The organism is Sphingobium sp. 22B, from assembly GCF_001580035.1.
GTDB classification, from domain to species: Bacteria; Pseudomonadota; Alphaproteobacteria; order Sphingomonadales; family Sphingomonadaceae; genus Sphingobium; species Sphingobium fuliginis.
The window spans coordinates 130,289-151,140 of sequence record NZ_LTAB01000001.1 but is presented as its reverse complement, the minus strand read 5'-3'; the positions used below and the strand labels follow the sequence as shown (position 1 = coordinate 151,140).

The window sequence follows — 20,852 nt, the reverse complement described above, 5'->3', positions numbered from 1 at the left end:
TCACATCGACAGTTCGGCAAGAAATTCGAGAGCGCGGTCGTGCGCTTCGGGAGCACCAGCGCAGACGATGCGGTCATCGCCGCCTTCCTTCTCGCTGTAGCGGCGTACCGGCGGAATGACGTGTGGCCCGGTGCGGCCGCAGGCGCAGGGCTTTTCCCAGCCCGCCAGCGTGATCTCATCCCCCGTCACCAGCCCGGCCCAATAGGTGTTTGGCATCAGGTCGAACGAGGCGAAGCGGCCGGTCAGGCCGTCCTTGCGCGGCAAGGGCTTGCCGGTCGCTGGGTCGAGCAGGAACGGGATCTGGATCGGCGGGATGTGATAATGGCCATGCTCGCACATCATCGACAGACCCATCTGTTCGGATGTGGCGTACATTTCATAGATGGTATCGAAACCCAGAAATTCGATCACGCGCTCGCGCCAGTCGTCGGGCAGTTCCTTGCCCTTCTTGCCGCCGCCGGTCAGCAACACGCTGCCCTTGCCGAAGACGTTCTTGAGACCGCGTTTCAGCCCCTCCTCCGCCCAGTCGTAGAGGATGGCCCACATCGCCGTCACATAGACGTCGCGTCCACCGAAGCGCCGCTGCGCCTCGCTGAAGAAATGCTTGAGGTCGTCGGGCCGGCGGCGCTCCAGTTCCAGCAGCGCCTCCCGCCGTTCCAGCAGGACCGGCGGAATGTCGATCATGCCGGCCTCGCCCCGCGCCTCCGCCGCGCGCAGGCGGCCGCCCAGCGAGGCGATGTCTGCACTGAACCGGGCGTCGGGATAGAGGAACAGGGTATTTTCCTCACCCTTGGCATAGAGATCGACCTGGATGCCGTTGCCGCGCTGCATCGCGGCAGCGCCGTAGCGATAGCCCGGAATGATGATCGGCATCCCGTCCTTCACGATGTCCGGACCCCGGTCCGGCCACCAGTCGCGGATGATGACCCCCGAATGGACGATGGTTTCACGCCACTGTTTCTTGGTGCGAGGGACGAAGCTCAGCTTGCCGGTGGTGCCGGACGTATGCTGTACGGTCAAGTCGGTTTGCGCGTCGAGCAGGTCGATCCAGTCGTCGATCGTCTCGATACCGCTGGCATCGACGTGGGAAATGTCGCTGGTCGTCAGGCCCGCGAGCCATTTGGTCAGCTTGTCGAAACGGCTCCGTTCCAGATAGCTGATCGGATAGGATTTGTAGACGGTGTGCGGAAACAGAAGCGGCGCCAGATCGTCGATCGTTTCGATCGCGTCGATGCCCTGCTCACGCGCTAGCTTGTCCAGCACTGACAGGCCGGGCCGCAATTCGGCAAAGCGCTTGCGAGCGCCGTCCAGATGCAGCCGGTCGATCTCCTCGCGACTGAGCGTGAAGGCTTGCGCATAGGGCGCATCGTGAAAACTGGTGGGATCGGCGATCAGTCGATCGAGATAGCTGCTCATAAGAAAATCCGTCCTTCTTGATGGGACGGATTGTGGCGGGGGCGAGGCGTTCGCCGCAATGCCGATGCCTACAGCCGGAACGCCCAAACATCGTCAGGCGGACATGAAGCGCGATGCTTCACATCATATCGGATCGGCGATCCAACGCAGAACTGGTTCAGCGCAATGCGCCACGCTCTTCGCGAAATTCGCGGGGGGTCATGCCGGTCGCCTTCCGGAACGCCGCCGAGAAAGCGGCAGCGCTTTGGAAGCCGCATTTGCCGGCGATCACCTTGATCATCGCCTCGTCACGGATAAGCAGGTCTTGCGCACGCGCGATCCGGCGGCTGGCGATATAGTCGGTCAAAGTGATGCCAGTGGTGGCCCGGAAAGTCCGGATCAAGTGACGCGGGCTGGTGCGGATTTCGGCGGCCAGATCGGCCACCGAAAGCATTTCGGCCAGATCGGCCTCTATTTTATCCTTGATGCGACGCAAGCGCCAGCCGGGCATCTGTCCATGTGCGCTGCGGTCATCATATTGGGCTTGGCGAAAATGCCGGCACAGTTCGACGACGAGCATCAACGCCATGCTTTCGAGCAATATATCCTGTCCAAAGCCTGGATTGCGCAATTCCTCCACCAAACGGGCAAGCCCCTGACGCACCCGACCGATCTGAACATCCTGACATGCAGCCAGATCGGCGACGCTGTCATCCTCGAACAGTTGCATCGCCCGGTCGTTTTCAAATGTCAGACACAGCAGGCTGTGTTCGCCCGGTTCGCTCAGGGTCGCAAATGCACCACCCTTGGGCAGGAAGACGACATCGCCTGGCGGATCTGCCAGTTGGCGTTCGTTGTTGAAGAAACGAGCAGTGGGGCAGCGCGGGCCGATGGAAAAATCCAGATAGTAGGAATCAGGTTGAAAAACCGATCGGCTGCTCTGGGTCCAGCCGAAGTGACGGATATCAGCGAAAATGCCGTTCGTATGGAACCGCCGTTCGACATGGAAATGCGACGCAGTGTGCGGGGCACAGAGCGGCAGACCAAGGTCGGCTTCATGTCGCATCCTCAACCTCCTCGCCATCGATCGAATCTTGGCTCGATCCTAAAGCGCAGGACCATTATTTCCCTGTAGATCGCGAATGGCAAGTCAGTGCCGATCATGATCATGCACATCGGCGACCACCCATCGGCTTGCCAATGCAAACAGGCCGGCGGCCAGGATGAAGAAGCAGGATCCCAGGCTGAGCGACAGGCGCAGCCCCTGTGCGCTTGCCGCCTCGCAGGCCGCGACGGCCTGCTTGGCGCATTCGGCCAGGCTGAGGCCTGCCGACACCCGCGCACTTTCCCCCAATATATCGCTAGCAAGACCGATCAGCGGCGGGCCCAATCCATAGCCCAATATGGAACTGGTAGCGATAATCACGGCGGAGGCCATGGCGCGCATATGCGGCGGCGCCACATCCTGTCCGTGCGCATACATGGCGGGCATGTAGAAATGCTGCCCCATGGATCCGAGCACCATCAACGCCACCGCAAGACCAACCGTCGGAATTTGAAAAGCGGCGGCATATAGCGCGCCGCACCAGAGCAAGCCGAAGGAGGGCAGCCATGCCTTGATTCGCGGGTAGCGACGCGCACCCAGGTCCATCATCGGGCCGCCCAACAGCGTGAAGACGATGCCGACGCCACCGATCACAAGCCCCATCAGCGCTGACGCATTGGCCAGGGACAGGCCGTGCCCGCGCATGAGAAAAGATACCATATATTGTTGATTGGCATAGCTGCCGATCCCGGCCACGCCCCCCGCGACGGCCACCAGAGCAAAGCTGCGCCGGGCCAGCAACTGGCGGACGGTGGCGATGAAAGACGCGGCATGATGCGATCGGGGCTGGCTGCGCGGCGGTTCCGGCACGGTGGCGCGGAACAGCAGAGCCATGACGATGCCGGCCATTCCGCAAATGAGGAAAGCCGTGCGCCAACCATAAGCGGCGATCAAAGCGCCCCCGCCCACCGCTGCGACGATGGCGCCGAAGGGGCCGGCGACCGCGAAGATGGCGATGGCGGTCGTTCGACGTTGCGCGGGGAATGCGTCGGAGATGAGCGAATGCGAGGCCGGCGTGCATCCCGCCTCGCCAATGCTGACGGCGGCTCGCCCGACGAGCATCTGGACGAAATTGGCTGCAATTCCGCAAAAGGCCGTCATGGCGCTCCACAATGTCAGCGAAATGGCGATGATCCCCACCCGGCGACCGCGGTCCGCCGCGCGCGCGATCGGGAAACTGAAGACCGTGTAGAGTATGGCGAATGCGGGTCCACCAATCAGGCCGAGCTGAAAATCGCTGAGATGGAGATCGACCTTGATCATTTCCTGGGCGACCGAGAAGAGCAGTCGATCTATATAATTGAGGCAATTGAGCAGAAACAGCGCGACAATTGTCCACGATAGCAACGATCGCCCGTCGGCGGAAAGCGATGCGTCGTCCGGTATCGGTTGCGGACCTGCATCCACTATTGACGGATTGTGCATCACTCATCCTATTTCATTTTTATCGACTGTGACGAAGGCTATGCCAACAGCGCATCCCATGCCCCCGCCACAACTATCGCCGGGACGACAGATGTCGCGCAGGAGACATATTCCTTCCCCTATGCCTCCCCCGTCTATTCCCCGAATATTGCACAACAAACACAGGCAAAGCGGGCGATTGACGATGATCGCAGCCCCCAGCCCGCTATTTCAGTCTGCGGGCCGCCGTTTGGTAAAATCGCGTAACGCAGCACCCCATCATGACCCTGTCGAGCAGTGTCTTACAGGCAGCGACGCCGTTTCCCGCCATATCGCTTCCCGCAATATTCGCCCAGGTCGCGCATATCCTTCGCTGCTGCCGCAGCCTGCTGTTGATCGCAGGGAAATTCCTTTTCGCGCGCCTCGACGCGCTCGCACAATTCCTCGATATCGCATCGTGAAAGAATGTTCTTTTCACGCAAATAGCAGACCAGGCTCTGCAATATGATCATAGCCTTGTCGCCGCTCTCTACCGATTGACTGATATCCATTTTTCGACCCTGGACCTTGAAATACGGCATAACTGCCCGTCTCTCGACTAGGCAGTTATGCAGCAAATCAGCGACGCAACCCCTGACGAAAGATAGGATCGTTCAAACAGGCCGGGTCAGGCCCATGGGTGAAGTGGACGACGCCACCTCACCCATCCCCTGTGTCAGAAGCGATAGGAAACCGTTGCGCCCCATGTGCGCGGCGCTGCGGTAAAGCCGATCGCGGTGCCGAAGGTGCCATAACCGTTGAATATGGCGTTATAATATTTTGCCTGCGTCAGGTTGCGCCCCCAAAGGGTGAACTCCATTCCGCCGTCGAGCTTGAAATTCAGGCTTCCGTTCAGCACGCCATAGGCCTTGAGCCGACTGAAGCTGTTCTGCGTATCGATGAAGCTGATAGCCGCCGCACGCTCCGCCGCATCGTTCACACCATCGTTGAGCGCCGGTGTCGTCAAATCCGCAGTGGCATAGTCCTGATAAACGGCAGAAGTGTAGGCATAGTCGGCATGCAGCGCAATTTCGCCGCCTTTGACCGGGAAACGCTGCGTCGCGCCGATGTTCCAGGTCCAGCGCGGCGCGCGCGGAACGACCTCACCGCTACGATCTACCGGACCGCCCAGGCCCGCCGCAGTGAATGATCCCGCAGCATATTTCGCCTTAAGCCAGGACAAGGCGCCGCTCAATTCCATGCCCTGCCACGGAATGAGCGTACCTTCAAATTCAAGGCCATAGGCCTTCACATCGCCTGCATTCTGAACGAACTGGGTCAGATTAGCGCCAACCAGGGCATTGACGACATTCTGGGCGCCGTTGCGCCAAATGTAGAATCCAGCAAAATTAGTTCGCAGATGCCGATCGAAAAAGTCGCCCTTGAAGCCGATCTCGGCATCCTTCACCTTTTCCGGCGCAAAGGAACTCGCATCGGGCGGGGTCGGACGCGAATTGAGACCGCCGGCCAGTGCCGCGCCACCCGTCTTTGCATAGATGAGCTTGCCGTCTCCCAGTTCGTAGTCGATGCTGGCAAGCCAGGCGGGATAATCAAATTTGGCCGTCACAGGATCCGTGCAATCCGGACCGGGGGCGACCAGATTTGCATTAGCACCCACGGCGCATAGCCCCGTAGCGGGCAACGTGATCAGTCGGCCGTTGGAGACGAACGAACCGGAAAAGCCCGGAATCCCTCCGATATAGCCCATGCGGTTGATCGAACGCTTGTCCCAGGTATAGCGGAATCCGCCGGTCACGCGCAGCCGTTCGGTCAGGCTGTAGTTGACTTGGACGAACAAGGCCTTCGATTCCGACTTGTATGTGGCCAGGTTGGTATTGGCCGGGGCCAGGTTGAAACCGAAGTCGGTATCCTGGAAGACGAGCGACTGGGACTGCTCATCGCCCGTTTCCTTGAAATAGAAACCGCCGAAAATGAACTCCAGTTTCCCCAGGTTACCGGAGAATTGCAGTTCCTCGCTACGCTGATTTTGCGAATAGTCGCTCGCATAAGATGCGATCTTGGCGGGCGTGCCGTCAAGATCGGTACCATCCCCGGTATCCGCCTCGCGATAGGCCGTTATCGATTTGATCTTAACGTCGCCCAGATCATATTCGATGGTCGCACGGACACCCCACGTCTTGTTATAATTATATGGCGTATCGATGTTGGCATTGCCCGTGTTTGGATCATTATATGTTCTGTAGAATTGGCTCTTGCTCTGGAGGAAGCTGGCAATGTCGAATTGACGGGAATATAGTGCCAGCGCCGGTCCGGTCGGGTTGATACCGCGTAGAGCGACATTATTGTACGTATCCTTGATATTGGCATAGTCGGCCGACAGGGATACGGTCATCGGGATCGCAGACGGCTCCCAGTTCAGCGTGGCACGACCCGCGATGTCGTGATCGATACGGGCCGCATCGACCCCTCTTATCGGGTTGTCGCCAAAACCCTTACCCCTCTCGCCATAGCGGCCAGCCAGGCGCAAGGACAATTCATCGCCCGAAATCGGCAAGGTCAGCGCGGATTCGATGGACCAGCTTTCATAGTTACCGATACGTCCGGTGACATAGCCGCCGAAATTTCCGTCCGGCTGCACAGTTGTCATGTTGAGGGCGCCACCCGTCGTGTTGCGTCCGAACAAGGTTCCCTGGGTTCCGCGCAAGACCTCGACCGAAGCCAGATCGAGAAGCCCGAGATTCCCGGCGATAGGTCGCCCATAATAGACGCCATCGACATAGATGCCGACCGCAGGATCGGAAAATGAGTTAGGGCTATTCTGCGCATTGCCACGGATGGCGAGATATATGAGCGATGCGTTGCCGGTGCCACCGGATTGCACCGACAAACCCGGCGCCGCCCGGCCCACATCCGCCACTTCGACAATCTGCCGTTCAAGCAGCGCAGTCGGATCGAGCGCCGTGACGGCAACGGGAACCGTCTGAAGATTTTCCGACGTGCGGCGAGCCGTCACGATGATGTCGCGCACACCGCTATTGTCATCACCGCTCGCACTTTGCTCGACCGCTTCTGCCGCGTGGCTTACGCCTGCACCACCGACACCCAATACCGTGCCGGCCATCAGGATTGCGCGGAATATTTTAACCATTTCATCCCCTCCACTATTAATATTATTAAATAACGGAATTTAATTACCATATTTATTATTATTTTTATGCATTTATACTAATGGTACTAAGAGAAGAAATATTATATACTTATATTATATCAACGATCTAAGGCCGCGAATATGATCTTGAAAACTAGATCAGTGCGATATTGGGCAGTATATTAAGTACTTTCCTGTTTCGCCGTCGGCGGTTATTCCATCCTCCGAATTTTATCGCTTCATACGCTTAAGACACATACCGTGGGATAGGTATCCTGACCCAGAGGCCCACGCACTTACCCCCGTAGCAAGGGCTCCATGGGCACCAGAACAAGATGATCGGCAGGCGCATCGGGACCTGCGATCACCAGGCATTGTCGCAGCATCCGCCGGTGAAAGAAGCGCGTCAGGGCGGCATGGTCGGCAGGCGTGCTCTTTTCGATGAAGCGCATCAATGCGGCCTCACCCGCGGCGGCATCGGCATAGGCCGTACCCAGCAGCGCCTCGATGTCTTTGCCATCCTCTTCCCGCAGCCAATCGCGATAGCGCAGCTGGTTCCGCAGATAGTGAGGGATCGAGGCAAGGATATTACGTTGCCAGCCCTGTAGCGATCCGCTTTCCGGCAGACGTTCGATCTCCGCCTGCAATTTATGAAGTGCCAGATCATTCTGGTCGACGGCGGCGGGCGGCGGAAGCGCAATGTCGTCGAGCGCCACGCCCAATATCTCGGCCAACGCCTCCATACATCGCCGTCCGATCATCGACACCTGTACCGCTGCCTCGACCCAATCGCCGCCGCGCCCCTTTTCGTGCATCCCGAACAGGGGGCCGTAAATGGCTTCAGCGAGGAAGGACACGGTGTGATAGGCGATCGCGTCAAAATCGAGCGGTACGCCGATCGCCGTTTCATAGTGACGGAACAGAGCGGCGACGTCGCCCATATTCTCGATCGGGTGGCGCCCCCGGAAGCACGCGAGGTCGCGCATGGGATCGCCTAGATGACCGATTTCCACATCCAATATGCCGGTAACCTGGGCACCGTCCGAAAGGAACTGGCCGCAATCGCCCGTGACGAAGGAGATGGATTCCCGATGTCGGGGATAGTTTCGGCGCAGCCATCGCGCGCAAAATTCCAGCAGCGGATCAGTGATGCCCTGCTCGACCGTCATGGCATGAAAGCGTTCGAAATTATGCAGGGCGATCTCGCGCGCACCCTGCGGCAAATGGGCTCCCCCTTCAATGAAAGCCTGACTTGGCAGGCTGTGGATGTCAGCCAATATCTCCATATAGCGTAGCGATGCGGCCCACCGATCCTCGGTCATCACCGACGCGCTTTCGATCGCCTGCTGAACCAGGCCGGGATCCCGGCCGCCTTCTATCCATTCCATCACGATGGTGTTGGGTTGGTCGCACATGCCCAATATGGCGGGGATGGGAATGCCATTTTCATACAGTGCGCGCTGCATGCGCATTTCATACACAAGCGGATAGGGATGGGTCGGCCAGGTGCGGTCGCCCTTGAGCAGAAAGTCGCGCTTCACACCATTTTGCTGCGCGCTGGCGCGCCAGACCGGGCGCCAGCGCCGCTGTTTTTCGAGCACGACTTCAGAACAACCCAGGACATCCTCAAGCCATCGGTTGAGCTGTTCGCGGCTTTCGGCCTGATCCTGATCGGCTTCGGTCTGCGCCATCGACGGTCCTCTCCATAGTCTTTTTCTGTCCATTATGGCCGGTGCGTCATCCGCCTTTATGGGCCGGGCGGCCGTTGCGGAAAGATCGGGCTAACGCACCGTTTTTAATGCCTGCCCTCAATCACCAAACCGATAGCGAACCTCCACGCCATAGGTCCTCGGCGCGCCGTAAAATCCACTGAATATCCCGAGCGCCGCCGATCCGACATTGCTCGACGCCAGATATTTCTTATCGAACAGATTACGCACGAAAAAACTGATGTCGGCATTGCTGCCGCCAACGCCGTTCAGGTCCAGCCGTCCGTTGACCAGGTCATAGGCAGGCAGGACCTGGTCGGAAGAGCGTACCTTGCTGGAATGATAATAGTCCAGGCTGAACACGGTTTCCGCCAGGGATGGCGGCACTGGCAACGTCCAGCGCACGCCAGCCGTGACCGTCGTCTTTGCAACCAGATTGAACGGCACCTTGAGCGCTGCAAGATAGGATTGGAGATTCGCAGGCACCGTCAGCGACCGCGACTTGAGGTCCAGGAAGGTCGCACCGGCGTCGAGGGACAAGGTCGATGTCGGCTGGATGCGGGTCGAAAGGTCGATGCCCGCTACCCGGGTCTTGCCGGCGTTGACCAGCAGCGTCCCGCCGCTTGGATCGTTGCTGGCGTCGCAATCGCCGTCCGGTGATTTTGGCGGATTGGTCCCGCCCGGCGTGATCGTGCTGCAACTCGCCTGGGTGTTGAGGCCCGAAATCGGCACCTGCACATTATTATACCAGCCGACAAAGGGTGATGCGTTGAACTGCAGCTTGACGTCGCCCACGGTGAAGTCGGACCGGATACCGACCTCCACATCCGTCACCTTTTCCGGGGCGAAGGACTGGAAGGGCGCCAGCCGCCCGGCCAGCGTCGGGCTGTTAATGCCACCAGCGCGATAGCCCCGGCGCGTGATCGCATAGAGGAAGATCGCATCCGACGCCTTCCAGTCGACGCCCAGTTGCCAGGTCAGCGCCTTGGACGAGGTCTTGTTGACGCTCGAATTGCGGATCGTTGCCGCGCCGTCCGCGCATTCTTCGGGTGAAACGACAGGCTGATTGCTCAGGCCGCCGCCAACGCAGGCCTCGATCTTGTCCCAGGTGTGACGTACGCCCAGATTGACGTGCAGGCCGTCGGCGATTTCATAATTGACATTGCCGAACAGCGCCCGGCTCTTTTCGCTGTAAAAACTATAGTTGAAGCGAGCATCGGTAATACCGGGTAGGGTGAAGACCGGAATATAGGTGCCCGACGGCCCGAGCGGCTTGCTGTCCAGGTAGAAAGCCCCGACCAGCCAGTCGAGACGATTGCCGAGTGCCGATCCCTTCAATTGCACTTCGTCGCTGATCTGCCGGACGTCGGATGTCTGGCGCCCACCCACGATCGTCACCGGAAGCCCGGCAGGGATCGCGCCGCTTCCATCAGCGATCAAGGTGGGCAGTCCATCGACACTGGAATAATAATCGATCTTGGTGCGCCGATAACCGAAGATATTGATGAAGGTGATGTCATCGGACAGATCGAACTCCGTCCGGTTGGTAATACCGAAACGCTCGACCTTTTCGAACGCATCGACGTCCGAATTGATCACGCGCGGCCCGCGCGCGCGCTGCAATGCCAACTGCGCCAGAGCCGCCGCCGCCGTGCCCGTCGCCGTCAGTCCATTGGGACCGGGCAGCACATCGGTCAGCACCGATGCGCCGCCGACCGCGTCATTGTGATAATAATCGACAATAAGCGTGTTGCGGAACGCGGCGCTCGGCTCGAACAGGATCGAACCGCGGATCGCGCGCGAATTAAGATCGTCCGGGTCGCCGCCGATGCCGATATTCTTCGTCCAGCCGTCGCGCTTCTGGATCTGACCGGCGATGCGGATGGCCAACGTGTCGGACGTCAGCGGTATATTGACTGCGGCTTCCAGCAACCGGGCGTCGTAATTGCCGTAGGACGCCTTGGCATATCCTCCCAGCTTATAGTCCGGCGCCGCCGGATAATAGAGGATCGCGCCACCGGTCGTGTTGCGGCCGAACAACGTCCCTTGCGGTCCCTTGAGTACTTGAACGGACGAAAGATCATAGGTCGGAATGCTGGACCCGACCGTAGGAGACGGCACTTCCGCGAAATAGCTGATGACGCCGGGCGCGCTGTTGCCGGCCAGCGCCTTGGACTGACCCCGGATGGAGAAATTGGTGTTTTCGCGCCCGCCTGAACCCGCCAGGAACACGCCCGGCGTCTTGACCAGCAAATCCTGCGTATCACGGATATTGGCCTGCCGCAGCGAGTCCGCGCCGAAAGCCACGACCGAAACCGGCGTCTCCTGAATATTCTCAGCGGTGCGGCGCGCCGTCACCACGATGTCGCTGGTAGCACCCTCCTGCGGCGCGGCGTTCGACGACTGCGCCAATGCCATTTGCGATGTCGTCAGCAGCAACCCTATCGGCAGCATGAAACCGGTTATCTTCATTTTTCTTCTCCCTGGCGGTCAAAGGATGACCATTGTCTTTGAAAGCCGGTCTGTCGCCGGCCTGTCCTGTTCATGAGATCAACGATGGATAGCTGACGCCCTGCCCCGCGCGCCAATGCTCGACGATCGCGCTTTTCTGGCAGTTGAATATGCCGATCTGTCTGGACAATATGCCGCCATCCCCTCCGCATTTCCCCGATGGATCGGGTGTGCGGCGGATTAGACGCCAATCCGCGCTTTCAATTACCTGTCGAAAGGTGGGTCCGATGTCCGATCACGCCAATATCCACCAGATATGAGGATAAGGACGGTCCGCAGATACCGTCGGTCATATGGGGAGAGGACGAGATGACCTGCTTTGCAAACGGGCTGTTGATGCCTGAGGGACCGATTGCGCGGCCGGATGGCGGCCTGCTGCTGGTGGAGGTGCTCGGCGGTCGCCTGTCCCGCCTTGGCCCGGACGGTGCGCGCACCACCCTCGCCGATCTGGGCGGCGGTCCCAATGGCGCGGCGATCGGTCCCGACGGGCGGATTTATGTCTGCAACAATGGCGGTTTCGAAAAGATGATCCTGCCGAACGGCGACCTCCTGCCGGCCGAGACGCCTCTCGACACGCCGCCCGGCACAATTCAGGTCGTCGATCCCGCCAGCGGCGCTTTCGAAACCTTATATGCATCGACCGAAGCGACCCCCTTCTGGGGACCGAACGACCTCATCTTTGACGAAACGGGCGGATTTTGGTTCACCGATTTCGGCAGGGATCGCGGCGCGGCGCGAATGCGGGGTGGGCTTTATTATGCCAAGACCGACGGGTCGGAAATTCGGCGCGCCGCCGGACCATTGGACGGGGCGAATGGCGTCGGCCTATCGCCAGATGGACGCACCCTCTACGTCGCCCTCACCTATGAAGCGCATCTGCTGCGCTATCGATTGTCAGCGCCCGGTATGATCGACACGACGGCGTCGCTGACCCCGGACGGGCACAGCATCGTCGGTCGGGCCGGGCCTGGTCAATTTCTCGACAGCCTGGCCGTCGATAGCGCCGGACGTATCTGTTGCGCCTCGCCCGGCCAAGGCGCCATATTGATCTTTCCACCCGAGGGCGGAACGCCTCAGCAGATCGAAACGGGCGATTTCCTCACGACCAATATCTGCTTTGGCGGCAAGGACGGGCGGGTGGCCTTCGTCACGCTGGGCAGTTCCGGCAAGGTCATATGTATCGACTGGGACGTCCCCGGCCTGCCCCTCGCATTCGGCTGAGCTCTCATCGTCAACAGCGCCGCCCTGCCCGCCGACAGGTCAAGCAAGGCAGCCATTGTTGTTCTCTCGCGCCATGCCCCGGAAAAGAGCGACCATGTCAGCTGATTGTTATGACTATATCATCGTCGGGGCGGGGTCTTCCGGCTGCGTGCTGGCCAATCGACTGTCGGCAGACCCGACCGTCAAGGTACTGCTGGTGGAGGCGGGACCGGACGACAGCAGTCCGTTGATCGCCATGCCGCGCGGTATCGGCAAACTGCTGGCGCCGGGCAATCCCCATGTGTGGGATTACGCCGTATCGCCCGGCGGCAACGCACCCCAGGAAATATGGCTGAAGGGCCGCGCGGTTGGCGGGTCCAGTTCGGTCAACGGCATGGTCTATGTGCGGGGCGCTCCGGCCGATTATGATGGCTGGGAAGCGGCAGGCTGCACAGGCTGGGGCTGGCAGAATATAGGCCGATATTTCGTCTCTCTGGAGGACCATGCGCTGGGCGCCAAGGCGTGGCGCGGTGCCGGCGGCCCCCTCAAGGTCAGCGTCCACCCTTCCGGCGACCCGCTGTGCGAAGCCTTCCTGACAGCCGCCGAGCAGGCCGGCACGCAACGGGTGGACGACATGAACGACATGCCGGCCGTGACCCAGGGCGGCATGGGCTATCAGCCGACATCCACCTATCGCGGCAAGCGCTTCTCCGCCTCCCGCGCCTTTCTGAAGCCCGTGCGCGGCCGCCCGAATCTGGATGTTTTGCCGCAGACTGACGCCCTGCGTATCCTGTTCGACGGACAGCGAGCGGGCGGTATCCTGCTGCGCAACAAGGATGGCGTGCAGGAGGTCGCCGCCCGGCGGGAGATCATTCTTTCCGCAGGCGCGGTGCAGAGCCCCAAGCTGCTGCAATTGTCGGGCATCGGTCCCCGCGCCTTGCTCGAATCGCTTGGCATCCCGATCGTCGTTGATGCGCCGGGTGTCGGCGGCAACCTTCGCGAACATCGCTATTTGGGCTTTACCTACAGGGTCCGGGGGAACAGCCTAAACCAGAAACTGTCCGGTGTCGGCCTTATCCTGTCGGCTTTGCGCTATGCCTTCGGGTCGAAAGGGCCGCTGACCCATGCAGCGCATGAAGTGGGCGGCTTCGTCAAGACCGATGCCACGCTCGACCGGCCCGACGCGCAGGTCGGCATGGGCCTCTACTCCTTCCACACGGACGACAAGGGCGCGGTGGCGCTCGACCCCTATCCCGGCATGACCGTCGTCGCTTATTATATGCGGCCCGACAGCCAGGGCCATGTCAGGATAAGTTCGGCCGACCCGGATGTCCCGCCGGTCATCGACGCCAATCATCTGGCGACCGATGCCGACAGGAGCCATTTCGTCGCCCTGTTTCGCTGGCTCCGTCGCCTGGCGCAACAGCCCGCGCTCAAGGACTGGATCGTCGAGGAAACGGGCAAGACCGTCGGCATAGAAGCGGACGAGGACATTCTTGCCAACGCCATGGCCCTTGGCGGCACATCCTTTCACATTTGCGGGACATGCCGCATGGGCGCGGATGAAACTTCCGTCGTCGACCCCCAGCTTCGCGTGCGCGGCGTCACCGGCCTGCGCGTCGTCGATACCTCCATCATGCCGACGATCGTATCGGGCAACACCAATGCGCCGGCCATGGCCATCGCGCTCAACGCCGCGGACATGATCCTGCGGCCCAGACAGGAAACCATGCCATGACCGTGCCGTTCACGACGTTCGACAAGCTTTATATCGATGGCGCCTGGGTCGATGGCGGGAGCGAACGCGACGCCATCATCAATCCCGCCACCGAAGCGGTGATCGGCCACGCGCCGGTGGGTAACGCCGCCGCCGTGGACGCTGCGATCACAGCCGCGCGCGATGCGTTCGACACGGGCATCTGGCCACGCATGGCCATGTCCGAACGCGCGACCTGTCTGCGCCGGATGCATGCCGCACTGGATGCGCGCAGGCAGCAGATCGCGGCGCTGATCATCGCGGAAGTCGGCTGTTCACAGGGCATCACCCAAGGCATGCAGGTCGCCAATCCGCTCGACCATCTGCTGGCCGCAGTCGAACATTCGACACGCGACGACAGCGTTCGCCTGCCCATCGACATCACCCCGGATCCCTTCAATCCCGACGGGCCGAAGAAAATAGGCGGGACGACCGTGGTGCGCGAACCGGTGGGCGTCGTCGCGGCCATCACCGGCTATAATTTCCCCTTTCTCATCAATCTGGCGAAGATCGTTCCCGCGCTGCTGGCCGGCAATACGATGGTGCTGAAGCCGTCGCCCTTCACACCTTTTTCCGCGCTGCTGTTCGGGGAGATCGCCGAAGAGATCGGCCTGCCCAAAGGCGTGCTGAACCTCGTTACCGGCGGACCGGAGGTTGGCACGACCCTGACCTGCGATCCGCGCGTCGACCTCGTCACCTTCACCGGATCCGAAGGCGTAGGCGCCGCTATCATGGCGCAGGCCACCCCCACATTGAAGCGCGTGCATCTGGAACTCGGTGGAAAGTCCGCGCTGATCGTCCGCCAGGATGCCGACGTCGCCCGCGCCGCGGGCATGGCCGTTGCCGTGCTCTCGGTCAATGCGGGCCAAGGCTGCGCCCTGCTCACGCGCCTTGTCGTCCATAACAGCATCAGGAAAGCGTTCGTCGAAACCGCCTGCGCCATCGCCAGCCAGTTCAAAATCGGCGATCCTGCCGATCCCACCGTGGCGATGGGGCCGCTGATCCGCGAATCCCAGCGGGAAAAGGTCGAAAGACTGATCGCCATCGGCCGCGACGAGGGCGCGCGGATCGTGCATGGCGGCGGGCGTCCGGCCGGTCTCGACAAGGGCTTTTTCACCGACATCACGATCTTCGACGATGTCGACAACAAGATGACGATCGCCCAGGAAGAGGTGTTCGGTCCGGTCGGCTGCGTCATCGGCTTCGATACCGACGAAGAGGCGATCCGCATCGCCAACGACAGCCGCTATGGCCTGAATGGTGGCATCGAAACCGCAGACGCTGCCAAAGGCTATGAGATGGCGATGCAGATCCGTGCGGGCAGCGTCATGCTCAATGGCGGCACCGGGCGCATGACCTATGCGCCCATCGGCGGCTACAAACGCTCGGGCGTGGGCCGGGAATATGGTCCCGACTGGCTGCACGAATATCAAAACCAGAAGTCGGTCTTCTATCCCATCGGCGGATAGAGAAGCTGCCTAACCGGCGGTAATGCCGCCGTCGACCGCCCAGCAGGCGCCATGCACATGACGCGCCCGATCGGAAGCCAGGAACAGAAGCGGCTCGGCCACATCCTCGGGCAGACAGGGCGGCCGCATGCCGGTGTAGCGCGCGAGGAGCCGGGGATCGGCGAAATCGGGGAAGGACATGCCCTGTGTCATTTCCGTCCGCATCGGGCCGGGCGAGAGGATGTTGATCCGCACGGGACTGTCCATCATCTCCATCGCGAGCGACAACGTCAAACCGACCAGTCCGAATTTGGAGGCGGTATATGGCGCCAGATAGGCCTGCCCCATGAAACCGGCGGTGGAGGCCACGCAGATGATATTCCCGCTGCTCTCGATCAGGTGCGGCATGGCCGCCTGCATGAGAAAGAAGGGGCCGGACAGGTTGGAGGCAATGGTCCGGTGCCATTCCTCCTCCTTGATGTCCGCCAATCGGTGAAACATGACATCGGCGGCGATATTGCACAGCACGTCCAGCCGGCCGAATGCCGTCATCGCCCCTTCGATAACCTCCCTACAGCCACGCGGCTCGCCAAGATCGCAAGCCAGCTCGACACACCGGCCACCCGCGTCGCGGATCAACCGCCCGGTCTCTTCCAGCTTGGCTCGGCTGCGCCCGACAAGGCACAGTGCCGCGCCTTCCCGCGCGAAGGCGAGGCTCGCCGCGCGGCCCAGGCCCGACCCGGCGCCGGTGACCAGTACGACCTTGCCTGCAAAGTCCATCCGCATATCCTCTTCCAAAACGGGCCGTCGGCGGGGTTAGAATGCCACGCTGATGCCTGCCATAAGGGTGATTACGGCGTGGCCAACCTTTCCCCGGATGGGGTTGATCCCCTCACCAGCGCCGTCGCCATTGCGCGCCGCGCCGACGGTTACGGATCATCTCATCCCGCTGCTCCGGCGTGACCAGCAGCGTGTCGGCGGGAAGATGCGAACGGAGTTCCGCAGCCGGCACGATCCTGAGCGTCGGCTCCGGCCCGGAACTCGCGCCGGTCCAGCGCAGCATCAGCGATCCTTCGTTGCGTCCGGCCGGATCAAGCCAGTTGGGCACGCCCGGATCGTCCAGTGCGATGACGGCGCGGAAGCGGCCGTCGCCGTCCAGACGCGCCTGCGCCGCGTTGAGGCTGCTCTGATGGTTCATCCAGTCGATCGTGTTCCACAGCGGATCGTTGAGCTGGACGTTCCAGTAACGCACCTGATCGGGCACCGCCGTGTCGATGATCATCGCCTCCCCCGGCTTCAGCCGGAAGATGCCCTGATAATAATGCTGCCCGGCCACGCCGCCGCGACCGGCCCAGTCATCATATTCCAGCCTGTTGACGAAGCCCTGCGCCCGCTGCCGCTGGCCATAACCCAAGGCAAATGCGGCATAGCGTTCGACGAACGCTGACAGGCGATCGAGCCGATGGACGATCTCGGCTGCGGGCACCAGACCGCCGCCCACGCGCCGGTCGACCCGCTCGATCGCGATGCGTAGATCGCGCCCCACGCCCCAGTCATAATAGGCATGGCGCAGGCCGATCGTGAGCGCGCGCGGGTCTAGCGGAAACCAGTCACCCGCATGATCCTCCGGCCGCTCCCCGCCCAACAGGATGTCGAACGCGCCGTCCGGTCCCAATGTGCAGGCATCCAGATCGATCACGCCCACCGAAGGCCCGAGATCCTCCATCGGTCCCAGACCGCCCGCGACCAGATCAAGGAACACGAAAACCCCGTCCCCCCGCGTGCCCGACAGCCTGTAGATGCCGCTGCCGTCGATCCGCGCCGCGCCATAGATGAAATCGGGATTGACCCCGACGGTGTTGAGGACGCTGCTGACCGACGGCACGAAATCGGGATGATCGGGGTCGGCGAAGGCCGTCTGATAACCGGTGGCGAGGATAGCGAACAACAGGCGGTGCGCCTCGGCCCGGGCCTGTGGATCATCGGGATCGGCCAGCCTGTCCAGCATGCCTTCCGCCCCCGCCATCCGCTCCAGCCAGGCGCGCCACTGGGACGTTTCAGAGATAGGCATGGTAGGTCTCGATATATTCGGCGAACCTGTCGCTCACCTGTTCGGCTGTCAGGCCATAATCGGCCAGCGTGTAGCTGCGCGACCCATGCTTGCCCGCCGGATTCTCCCGCAGCCAGTCCAGAATGCCCTTTTCCGACTCCGGCGTGAAATCCCAGCCGAAATGATCATAGGCGGCCCGGATCGTCGAGACCGGGTCCGCGACCAGATCCTTGTAACGCATATCGTAAATCGGCAGGTCCGGATGCGCCTTGCGATAATCCATGCAGCACTTCACCCCATCCCACCAGAGTTGCAGGAACTCGGCGCCCAGCGCATGCAGATCGAGCTGGTCGTAGGACGGCCCACGAATGACGCTGATCAGTTGGGAGATGGAGGCGATGACGGTGGTCGGGTCGCGATGGGGCTGAATGAAGATCGCATCGGGATAGACGCTACGCAGCGCGGGGAGCTTATACATATGCTCCTGAATCTTGAGCACCCAATGCCTGCCGGGATGCCGCCAACCCAGATGCTGAAGCCACATCTTGTGGACCTCGTAGCGAAAGGTCGCGTCGATGCCCTTGAACCAGTCGTAGAAGCGCGGGAGATGCTGGAACATGCACGGATTGCTGCTCTGAAAGGAGGTCGTCATGAACGATCCGCATTCCTGCGGGATTTTGGCGCCGAGCGGATGGGCTTTGAGCAATTCGTCGGCATCACCGCCCAGTTGCGCGCGCAAATGTTCGTCGAACCGGGAGATGCGCGGGTCCGTGTCGGCGGTTGCCGCTTCGGGAGGGGGCGATGGTTCGGCCACTTCCCACATCAGCGGCGTGCGGATCTGCGGGTCGCCTTCCATCAGGGCGTGCAGGAAACTGGTGCCGCACCGGGGGAGGCCGAGGATGAAAAGCGGCTGCCTGATTTCGACATCGGCAATGTCAGGATAGCGGGCTCGGTCGTCGGCGATAGCCTTCAGCCGGGACAAGTCATCGGCAATGATATGCAGCGCACGCGCATGGCCATTGGCGTTAAGTGCCCGGTCTTCCGCCATCGAGGCAAGCAGTTGTTCCAGCCCCGGCCGCACATTATCGCGTAAATAATGGGGCAGCGGATACTGCGCCAACAGTGCGTCCGCGTCCGGAAATCCAAATGTCATTGCCATCCTCTCTCAAACCGGTCTGACGACCATTTTGGGCAGGATGACTGGTCCGGATACCGATGAAAAGCCCAGGTGCCATCGATGTCGCCTATCGGAAACAGATGTCGAAAATTGCGGCTACATCAGTGGGCGTTCAGTGGATCAAAAGCCGGTCACGGAACTGCCGCGGCGAACACCCTTCTATCTGGCGGAACGCCACACTGAAGCTTGCCGTATTGGCAAAACCACAGCGATAGGCGATCTCCTTGACCAGAAGCGATCGGTCCATCAGCAGGTCCTTCGCCAGAGCGAGCATATGACGGCGACAAAAGGCTGCGGGACTTTCGCCCGTCGCGGTGCGGAACAGGCGTTCGTAATGGCGGACGCTGATGCCACGTTCCGCCGCCAACTGCCCGATCTCGACCCTGCCGGGCTGCTCCCGGATATGTGCAACAAGGCCAGCCAGATAGCGCTGGTCGAACGTCCGGCGACTGTTGAACTCCGGTTGGGTTTCTGGACCGAATTGCTGCACCATTTCAGCTGCGAGGCCGACACTGATCGAATCCAGAATGAGTTGCGAACACAGCCCCGGCGCCACCAGTTCCTGCTGGGCCCTTAGAAGCAGTGCCCTGACATGGGGATTGCGCATGTCTATGGTGTCGCGCAATTGTTGATTGGAAAGTTCCATGGGCAATCCAGTGATCGCGGGAATATCTATTCTGCAAAATAGCGATCTTTGCTCGCGTTCCTGCCAATGCATTTGGAACGGACACGCGGCCGGATAAAAGCGTACCTCGCCCTGCTCGCAAAAGTCGCGAGCAGATGCGAGATATCTGCCCATAGACGGGAAGCGGGTCAATTCGAAATAGCTGCAGGGCGGCGTGAAGACGATCTCGTTTCGTTCTCGCCAGAAAAACCGCCGGACTTCAAAGCGCGCACCAACTGTAGCCCTCGCCGCTTCGAGAGACGTTTCGAATTCCTGCGGGAATATGAAGTCCAGGCTTGTACCCTCAGGATGACGGTCAGAATCATAAGGTCTTGTAAGCATATCAGCTGTTGCTCCCCCTCACTTTCTCCCAGCCGATCGCGAGAATAATATATCGATCATATCGAGAGAAGCTAATTTATTAGTGTCCGATTCAGAAGTTCTTCAACTCGAGCAATATCTTGCGGTTCGGCGCGTGATCATCGGATTGAAGCGATGAAGGGCCAGCGGTGGGTGAGGTGACGGACCTTTCCCAGTCGTTTAACCAAACCGGCGTCAAGAATAATTTTGGTTGCGTTTTTGCGATCTACGAGTGCGACATCGTAGGGTTGGTGCGTCAGTGATCGATTAGCTGCTTCATGACTATTGGCTCACTGAAACGAAATCGACATCTGCGTCATGCTGGTCACGGCAAGAGGACTGAGCGAAAGCTAAGTCAACAATTCTTGGCGCAAGCCTTGAAATGTTAGTTTCCAGGGATAGTCGGCTGCCTAACGCGCAAAAAAACTGAGTGAATACCGAGTGAATAGCAAAAAGGGGCCCAGTGAAACGAGACCTCCTGCTCATGGATGTCCAGCGGCACACACTGAGTCAAAAGCTCGGCCGCTGCCAGCGGCCGATCCATACGAAAAGGTGTGCAGATCGGTGAAATGACTGTGCCTGTACGACCCACGCCTTTCCAAAAGCGCCAAAGCACCCCAGCAGCCCCCTCAGAACTAGCAAGCTTTGCTCCATTGCACAGCCGTCGCTCCACCGTCATAGGTTTCGCGGATGGACGAAAAAATGAACGCTACGATCTTAAGAGTTATCGAGCGCACGCCGCAATGGCTGCGTCACGATCTGGGATCCAGGGATGCAGCCGCTCGCGGTCGCGCCGAGGAAACATTGGCGGCGATGATCAGCGACGCGCTTGCCAACGGAACCGCCGCGAATCAGGAGGAATAAGCGGGACACCTCCTTGTCTCATGGGGGCCGCGGACCGTTGAGATTACCGCGCCTGCCTCTC

Annotated in this window: 15 protein-coding genes; 4 read left to right on the top strand and 11 right to left on the bottom strand. The window is 60.6% G+C overall.

Annotation, left to right across the window (positions count from 1 at the left end; all coding sequences use genetic code 11):
* The 7 genes from A0J57_RS00665 to A0J57_RS00635 all read right to left on the bottom strand — a co-directional run bounded on the left by A0J57_RS00665 (position 1) and on the right by A0J57_RS00635 (position 11,233).
* Complete coding sequence (locus A0J57_RS00665; protein ID WP_044662196.1) at positions 1-1,416, bottom strand: hypothetical protein; 1,416 nt, start codon at positions 1,414-1,416, stop codon at positions 1-3.
* A 157-nt stretch (positions 1,417-1,573) separates the two neighbouring features.
* Complete coding sequence (locus A0J57_RS00660; RefSeq protein WP_044662195.1) at positions 1,574-2,461, bottom strand: AraC family transcriptional regulator; 888 nt, start codon at positions 2,459-2,461, stop codon at positions 1,574-1,576.
* Between the two features lie 84 nt (positions 2,462-2,545).
* Positions 2,546-3,925, bottom strand: a complete 1,380-nt coding sequence (locus A0J57_RS00655; RefSeq protein WP_235600733.1) for an MFS transporter — start codon at positions 3,923-3,925, stop codon at positions 2,546-2,548.
* Positions 3,926-4,206: 281 nt separating this feature from the next.
* Positions 4,207-4,455: a hypothetical protein gene (locus tag A0J57_RS00650; RefSeq protein ID WP_044662194.1), complete on the bottom strand. Its 249-nt coding sequence runs from the start codon at positions 4,453-4,455 to the stop codon at positions 4,207-4,209.
* 164 nt (positions 4,456-4,619) lie between these two features.
* Entirely contained in the window at positions 4,620-7,052 is a 2,433-nt protein-coding gene (locus A0J57_RS00645; RefSeq protein WP_044662193.1) for a TonB-dependent receptor, read from the bottom strand.
* Between the two features lie 296 nt (positions 7,053-7,348).
* The gene (locus A0J57_RS00640; protein WP_044662192.1) at positions 7,349-8,743 is read right to left on the bottom strand and encodes a phosphotransferase; all 1,395 of its coding nucleotides are present in this window, start codon (positions 8,741-8,743) and stop codon (positions 7,349-7,351) included.
* Positions 8,744-8,860: 117 nt separating this feature from the next.
* Positions 8,861-11,233: a TonB-dependent receptor gene (locus tag A0J57_RS00635; protein ID WP_061934570.1), complete on the bottom strand. Its 2,373-nt coding sequence runs from the start codon at positions 11,231-11,233 to the stop codon at positions 8,861-8,863.
* Positions 11,234-11,581: 348 nt separating this feature from the next.
* Between A0J57_RS00635 and A0J57_RS00630 the strand changes: the two genes are divergently transcribed.
* The 3 genes from A0J57_RS00630 to A0J57_RS00620 all read left to right on the top strand — a co-directional run bounded on the left by A0J57_RS00630 (position 11,582) and on the right by A0J57_RS00620 (position 15,697).
* On the top strand, positions 11,582-12,493 hold the full coding sequence (locus tag A0J57_RS00630) for an SMP-30/gluconolactonase/LRE family protein (RefSeq protein ID WP_044662191.1): 912 nt from the start codon (positions 11,582-11,584) through the stop codon (positions 12,491-12,493).
* A 94-nt stretch (positions 12,494-12,587) separates the two neighbouring features.
* Positions 12,588-14,210, top strand: coding sequence for a GMC family oxidoreductase (locus A0J57_RS00625; RefSeq protein WP_061934572.1), 1,623 nt, complete (start codon positions 12,588-12,590; stop codon positions 14,208-14,210).
* Entirely contained in the window at positions 14,207-15,697 is a 1,491-nt protein-coding gene (locus A0J57_RS00620; RefSeq protein WP_044662190.1) for an aldehyde dehydrogenase family protein, read from the top strand. The genes A0J57_RS00625 and A0J57_RS00620 overlap by 4 nt, the downstream gene beginning before the upstream one ends.
* A gap of 9 nt (positions 15,698-15,706) precedes the next feature.
* Here A0J57_RS00620 and A0J57_RS00615 read toward each other — a convergent pair whose 3' ends face one another.
* From A0J57_RS00615 to A0J57_RS26780, 4 genes are all read right to left on the bottom strand, one after another.
* Complete coding sequence (locus A0J57_RS00615) at positions 15,707-16,456, bottom strand: SDR family NAD(P)-dependent oxidoreductase (RefSeq protein WP_044662189.1); 750 nt, start codon at positions 16,454-16,456, stop codon at positions 15,707-15,709.
* Positions 16,457-16,568: 112 nt separating this feature from the next.
* On the bottom strand, positions 16,569-17,747 hold the full coding sequence (locus tag A0J57_RS00610; protein ID WP_235600732.1) for a hypothetical protein: 1,179 nt from the start codon (positions 17,745-17,747) through the stop codon (positions 16,569-16,571).
* Complete coding sequence (locus A0J57_RS00605; RefSeq protein WP_235600731.1) at positions 17,734-18,879, bottom strand: sulfotransferase; 1,146 nt, start codon at positions 18,877-18,879, stop codon at positions 17,734-17,736. Before A0J57_RS00605 ends, A0J57_RS00610 begins: the two co-directional genes overlap by 14 nt.
* Before the next feature lie 136 nt (positions 18,880-19,015).
* Positions 19,016-19,909: an AraC family transcriptional regulator gene (locus tag A0J57_RS26780; RefSeq protein ID WP_235600730.1), complete on the bottom strand. Its 894-nt coding sequence runs from the start codon at positions 19,907-19,909 to the stop codon at positions 19,016-19,018.
* Positions 19,910-20,617: 708 nt separating this feature from the next.
* Here A0J57_RS26780 and A0J57_RS26480 point away from each other — a divergent pair.
* Positions 20,618-20,791 carry a hypothetical protein gene (locus tag A0J57_RS26480; RefSeq protein ID WP_171010022.1) on the top strand — a complete coding sequence of 58 codons (174 nt, stop codon included), beginning with the start codon at positions 20,618-20,620 and terminating at the stop codon, positions 20,789-20,791.
* The last annotated feature ends 61 nt before the right edge of the window (positions 20,792-20,852 follow it).

Coding starts and splice junctions, on each gene's coding strand:
- A0J57_RS00665 (WP_044662196.1), bottom strand. CDS start 1,416: ATGAGCAGCTATCTCGATCGACTGATCGCCGATCCCACCAGTTTTCAC.
- A0J57_RS00660 (WP_044662195.1), bottom strand. CDS start 2,461: ATGCGACATGAAGCCGACCTTGGTCTGCCGCTCTGTGCCCCGCACACT.
- A0J57_RS00655 (WP_235600733.1), bottom strand. CDS start 3,925: ATGCACAATCCGTCAATAGTGGATGCAGGTCCGCAACCGATACCGGAC.
- A0J57_RS00650 (WP_044662194.1), bottom strand. CDS start 4,455: ATGGATATCAGTCAATCGGTAGAGAGCGGCGACAAGGCTATGATCATA.
- A0J57_RS00645 (WP_044662193.1), bottom strand. CDS start 7,052: ATGGTTAAAATATTCCGCGCAATCCTGATGGCCGGCACGGTATTGGGT.
- A0J57_RS00640 (WP_044662192.1), bottom strand. CDS start 8,743: ATGGCGCAGACCGAAGCCGATCAGGATCAGGCCGAAAGCCGCGAACAG.
- A0J57_RS00635 (WP_061934570.1), bottom strand. CDS start 11,233: ATGAAGATAACCGGTTTCATGCTGCCGATAGGGTTGCTGCTGACGACA.
- A0J57_RS00630 (WP_044662191.1), top strand. CDS start 11,582: ATGACCTGCTTTGCAAACGGGCTGTTGATGCCTGAGGGACCGATTGCG.
- A0J57_RS00625 (WP_061934572.1), top strand. CDS start 12,588: ATGTCAGCTGATTGTTATGACTATATCATCGTCGGGGCGGGGTCTTCC.
- A0J57_RS00620 (WP_044662190.1), top strand. CDS start 14,207: ATGACCGTGCCGTTCACGACGTTCGACAAGCTTTATATCGATGGCGCC.
- A0J57_RS00615 (WP_044662189.1), bottom strand. CDS start 16,456: ATGGACTTTGCAGGCAAGGTCGTACTGGTCACCGGCGCCGGGTCGGGC.
- A0J57_RS00610 (WP_235600732.1), bottom strand. CDS start 17,747: ATGCCTATCTCTGAAACGTCCCAGTGGCGCGCCTGGCTGGAGCGGATG.
- A0J57_RS00605 (WP_235600731.1), bottom strand. CDS start 18,879: ATGACATTTGGATTTCCGGACGCGGACGCACTGTTGGCGCAGTATCCG.
- A0J57_RS26780 (WP_235600730.1), bottom strand. CDS start 19,909: ATGCTTACAAGACCTTATGATTCTGACCGTCATCCTGAGGGTACAAGC.
- A0J57_RS26480 (WP_171010022.1), top strand. CDS start 20,618: ATGGACGAAAAAATGAACGCTACGATCTTAAGAGTTATCGAGCGCACG.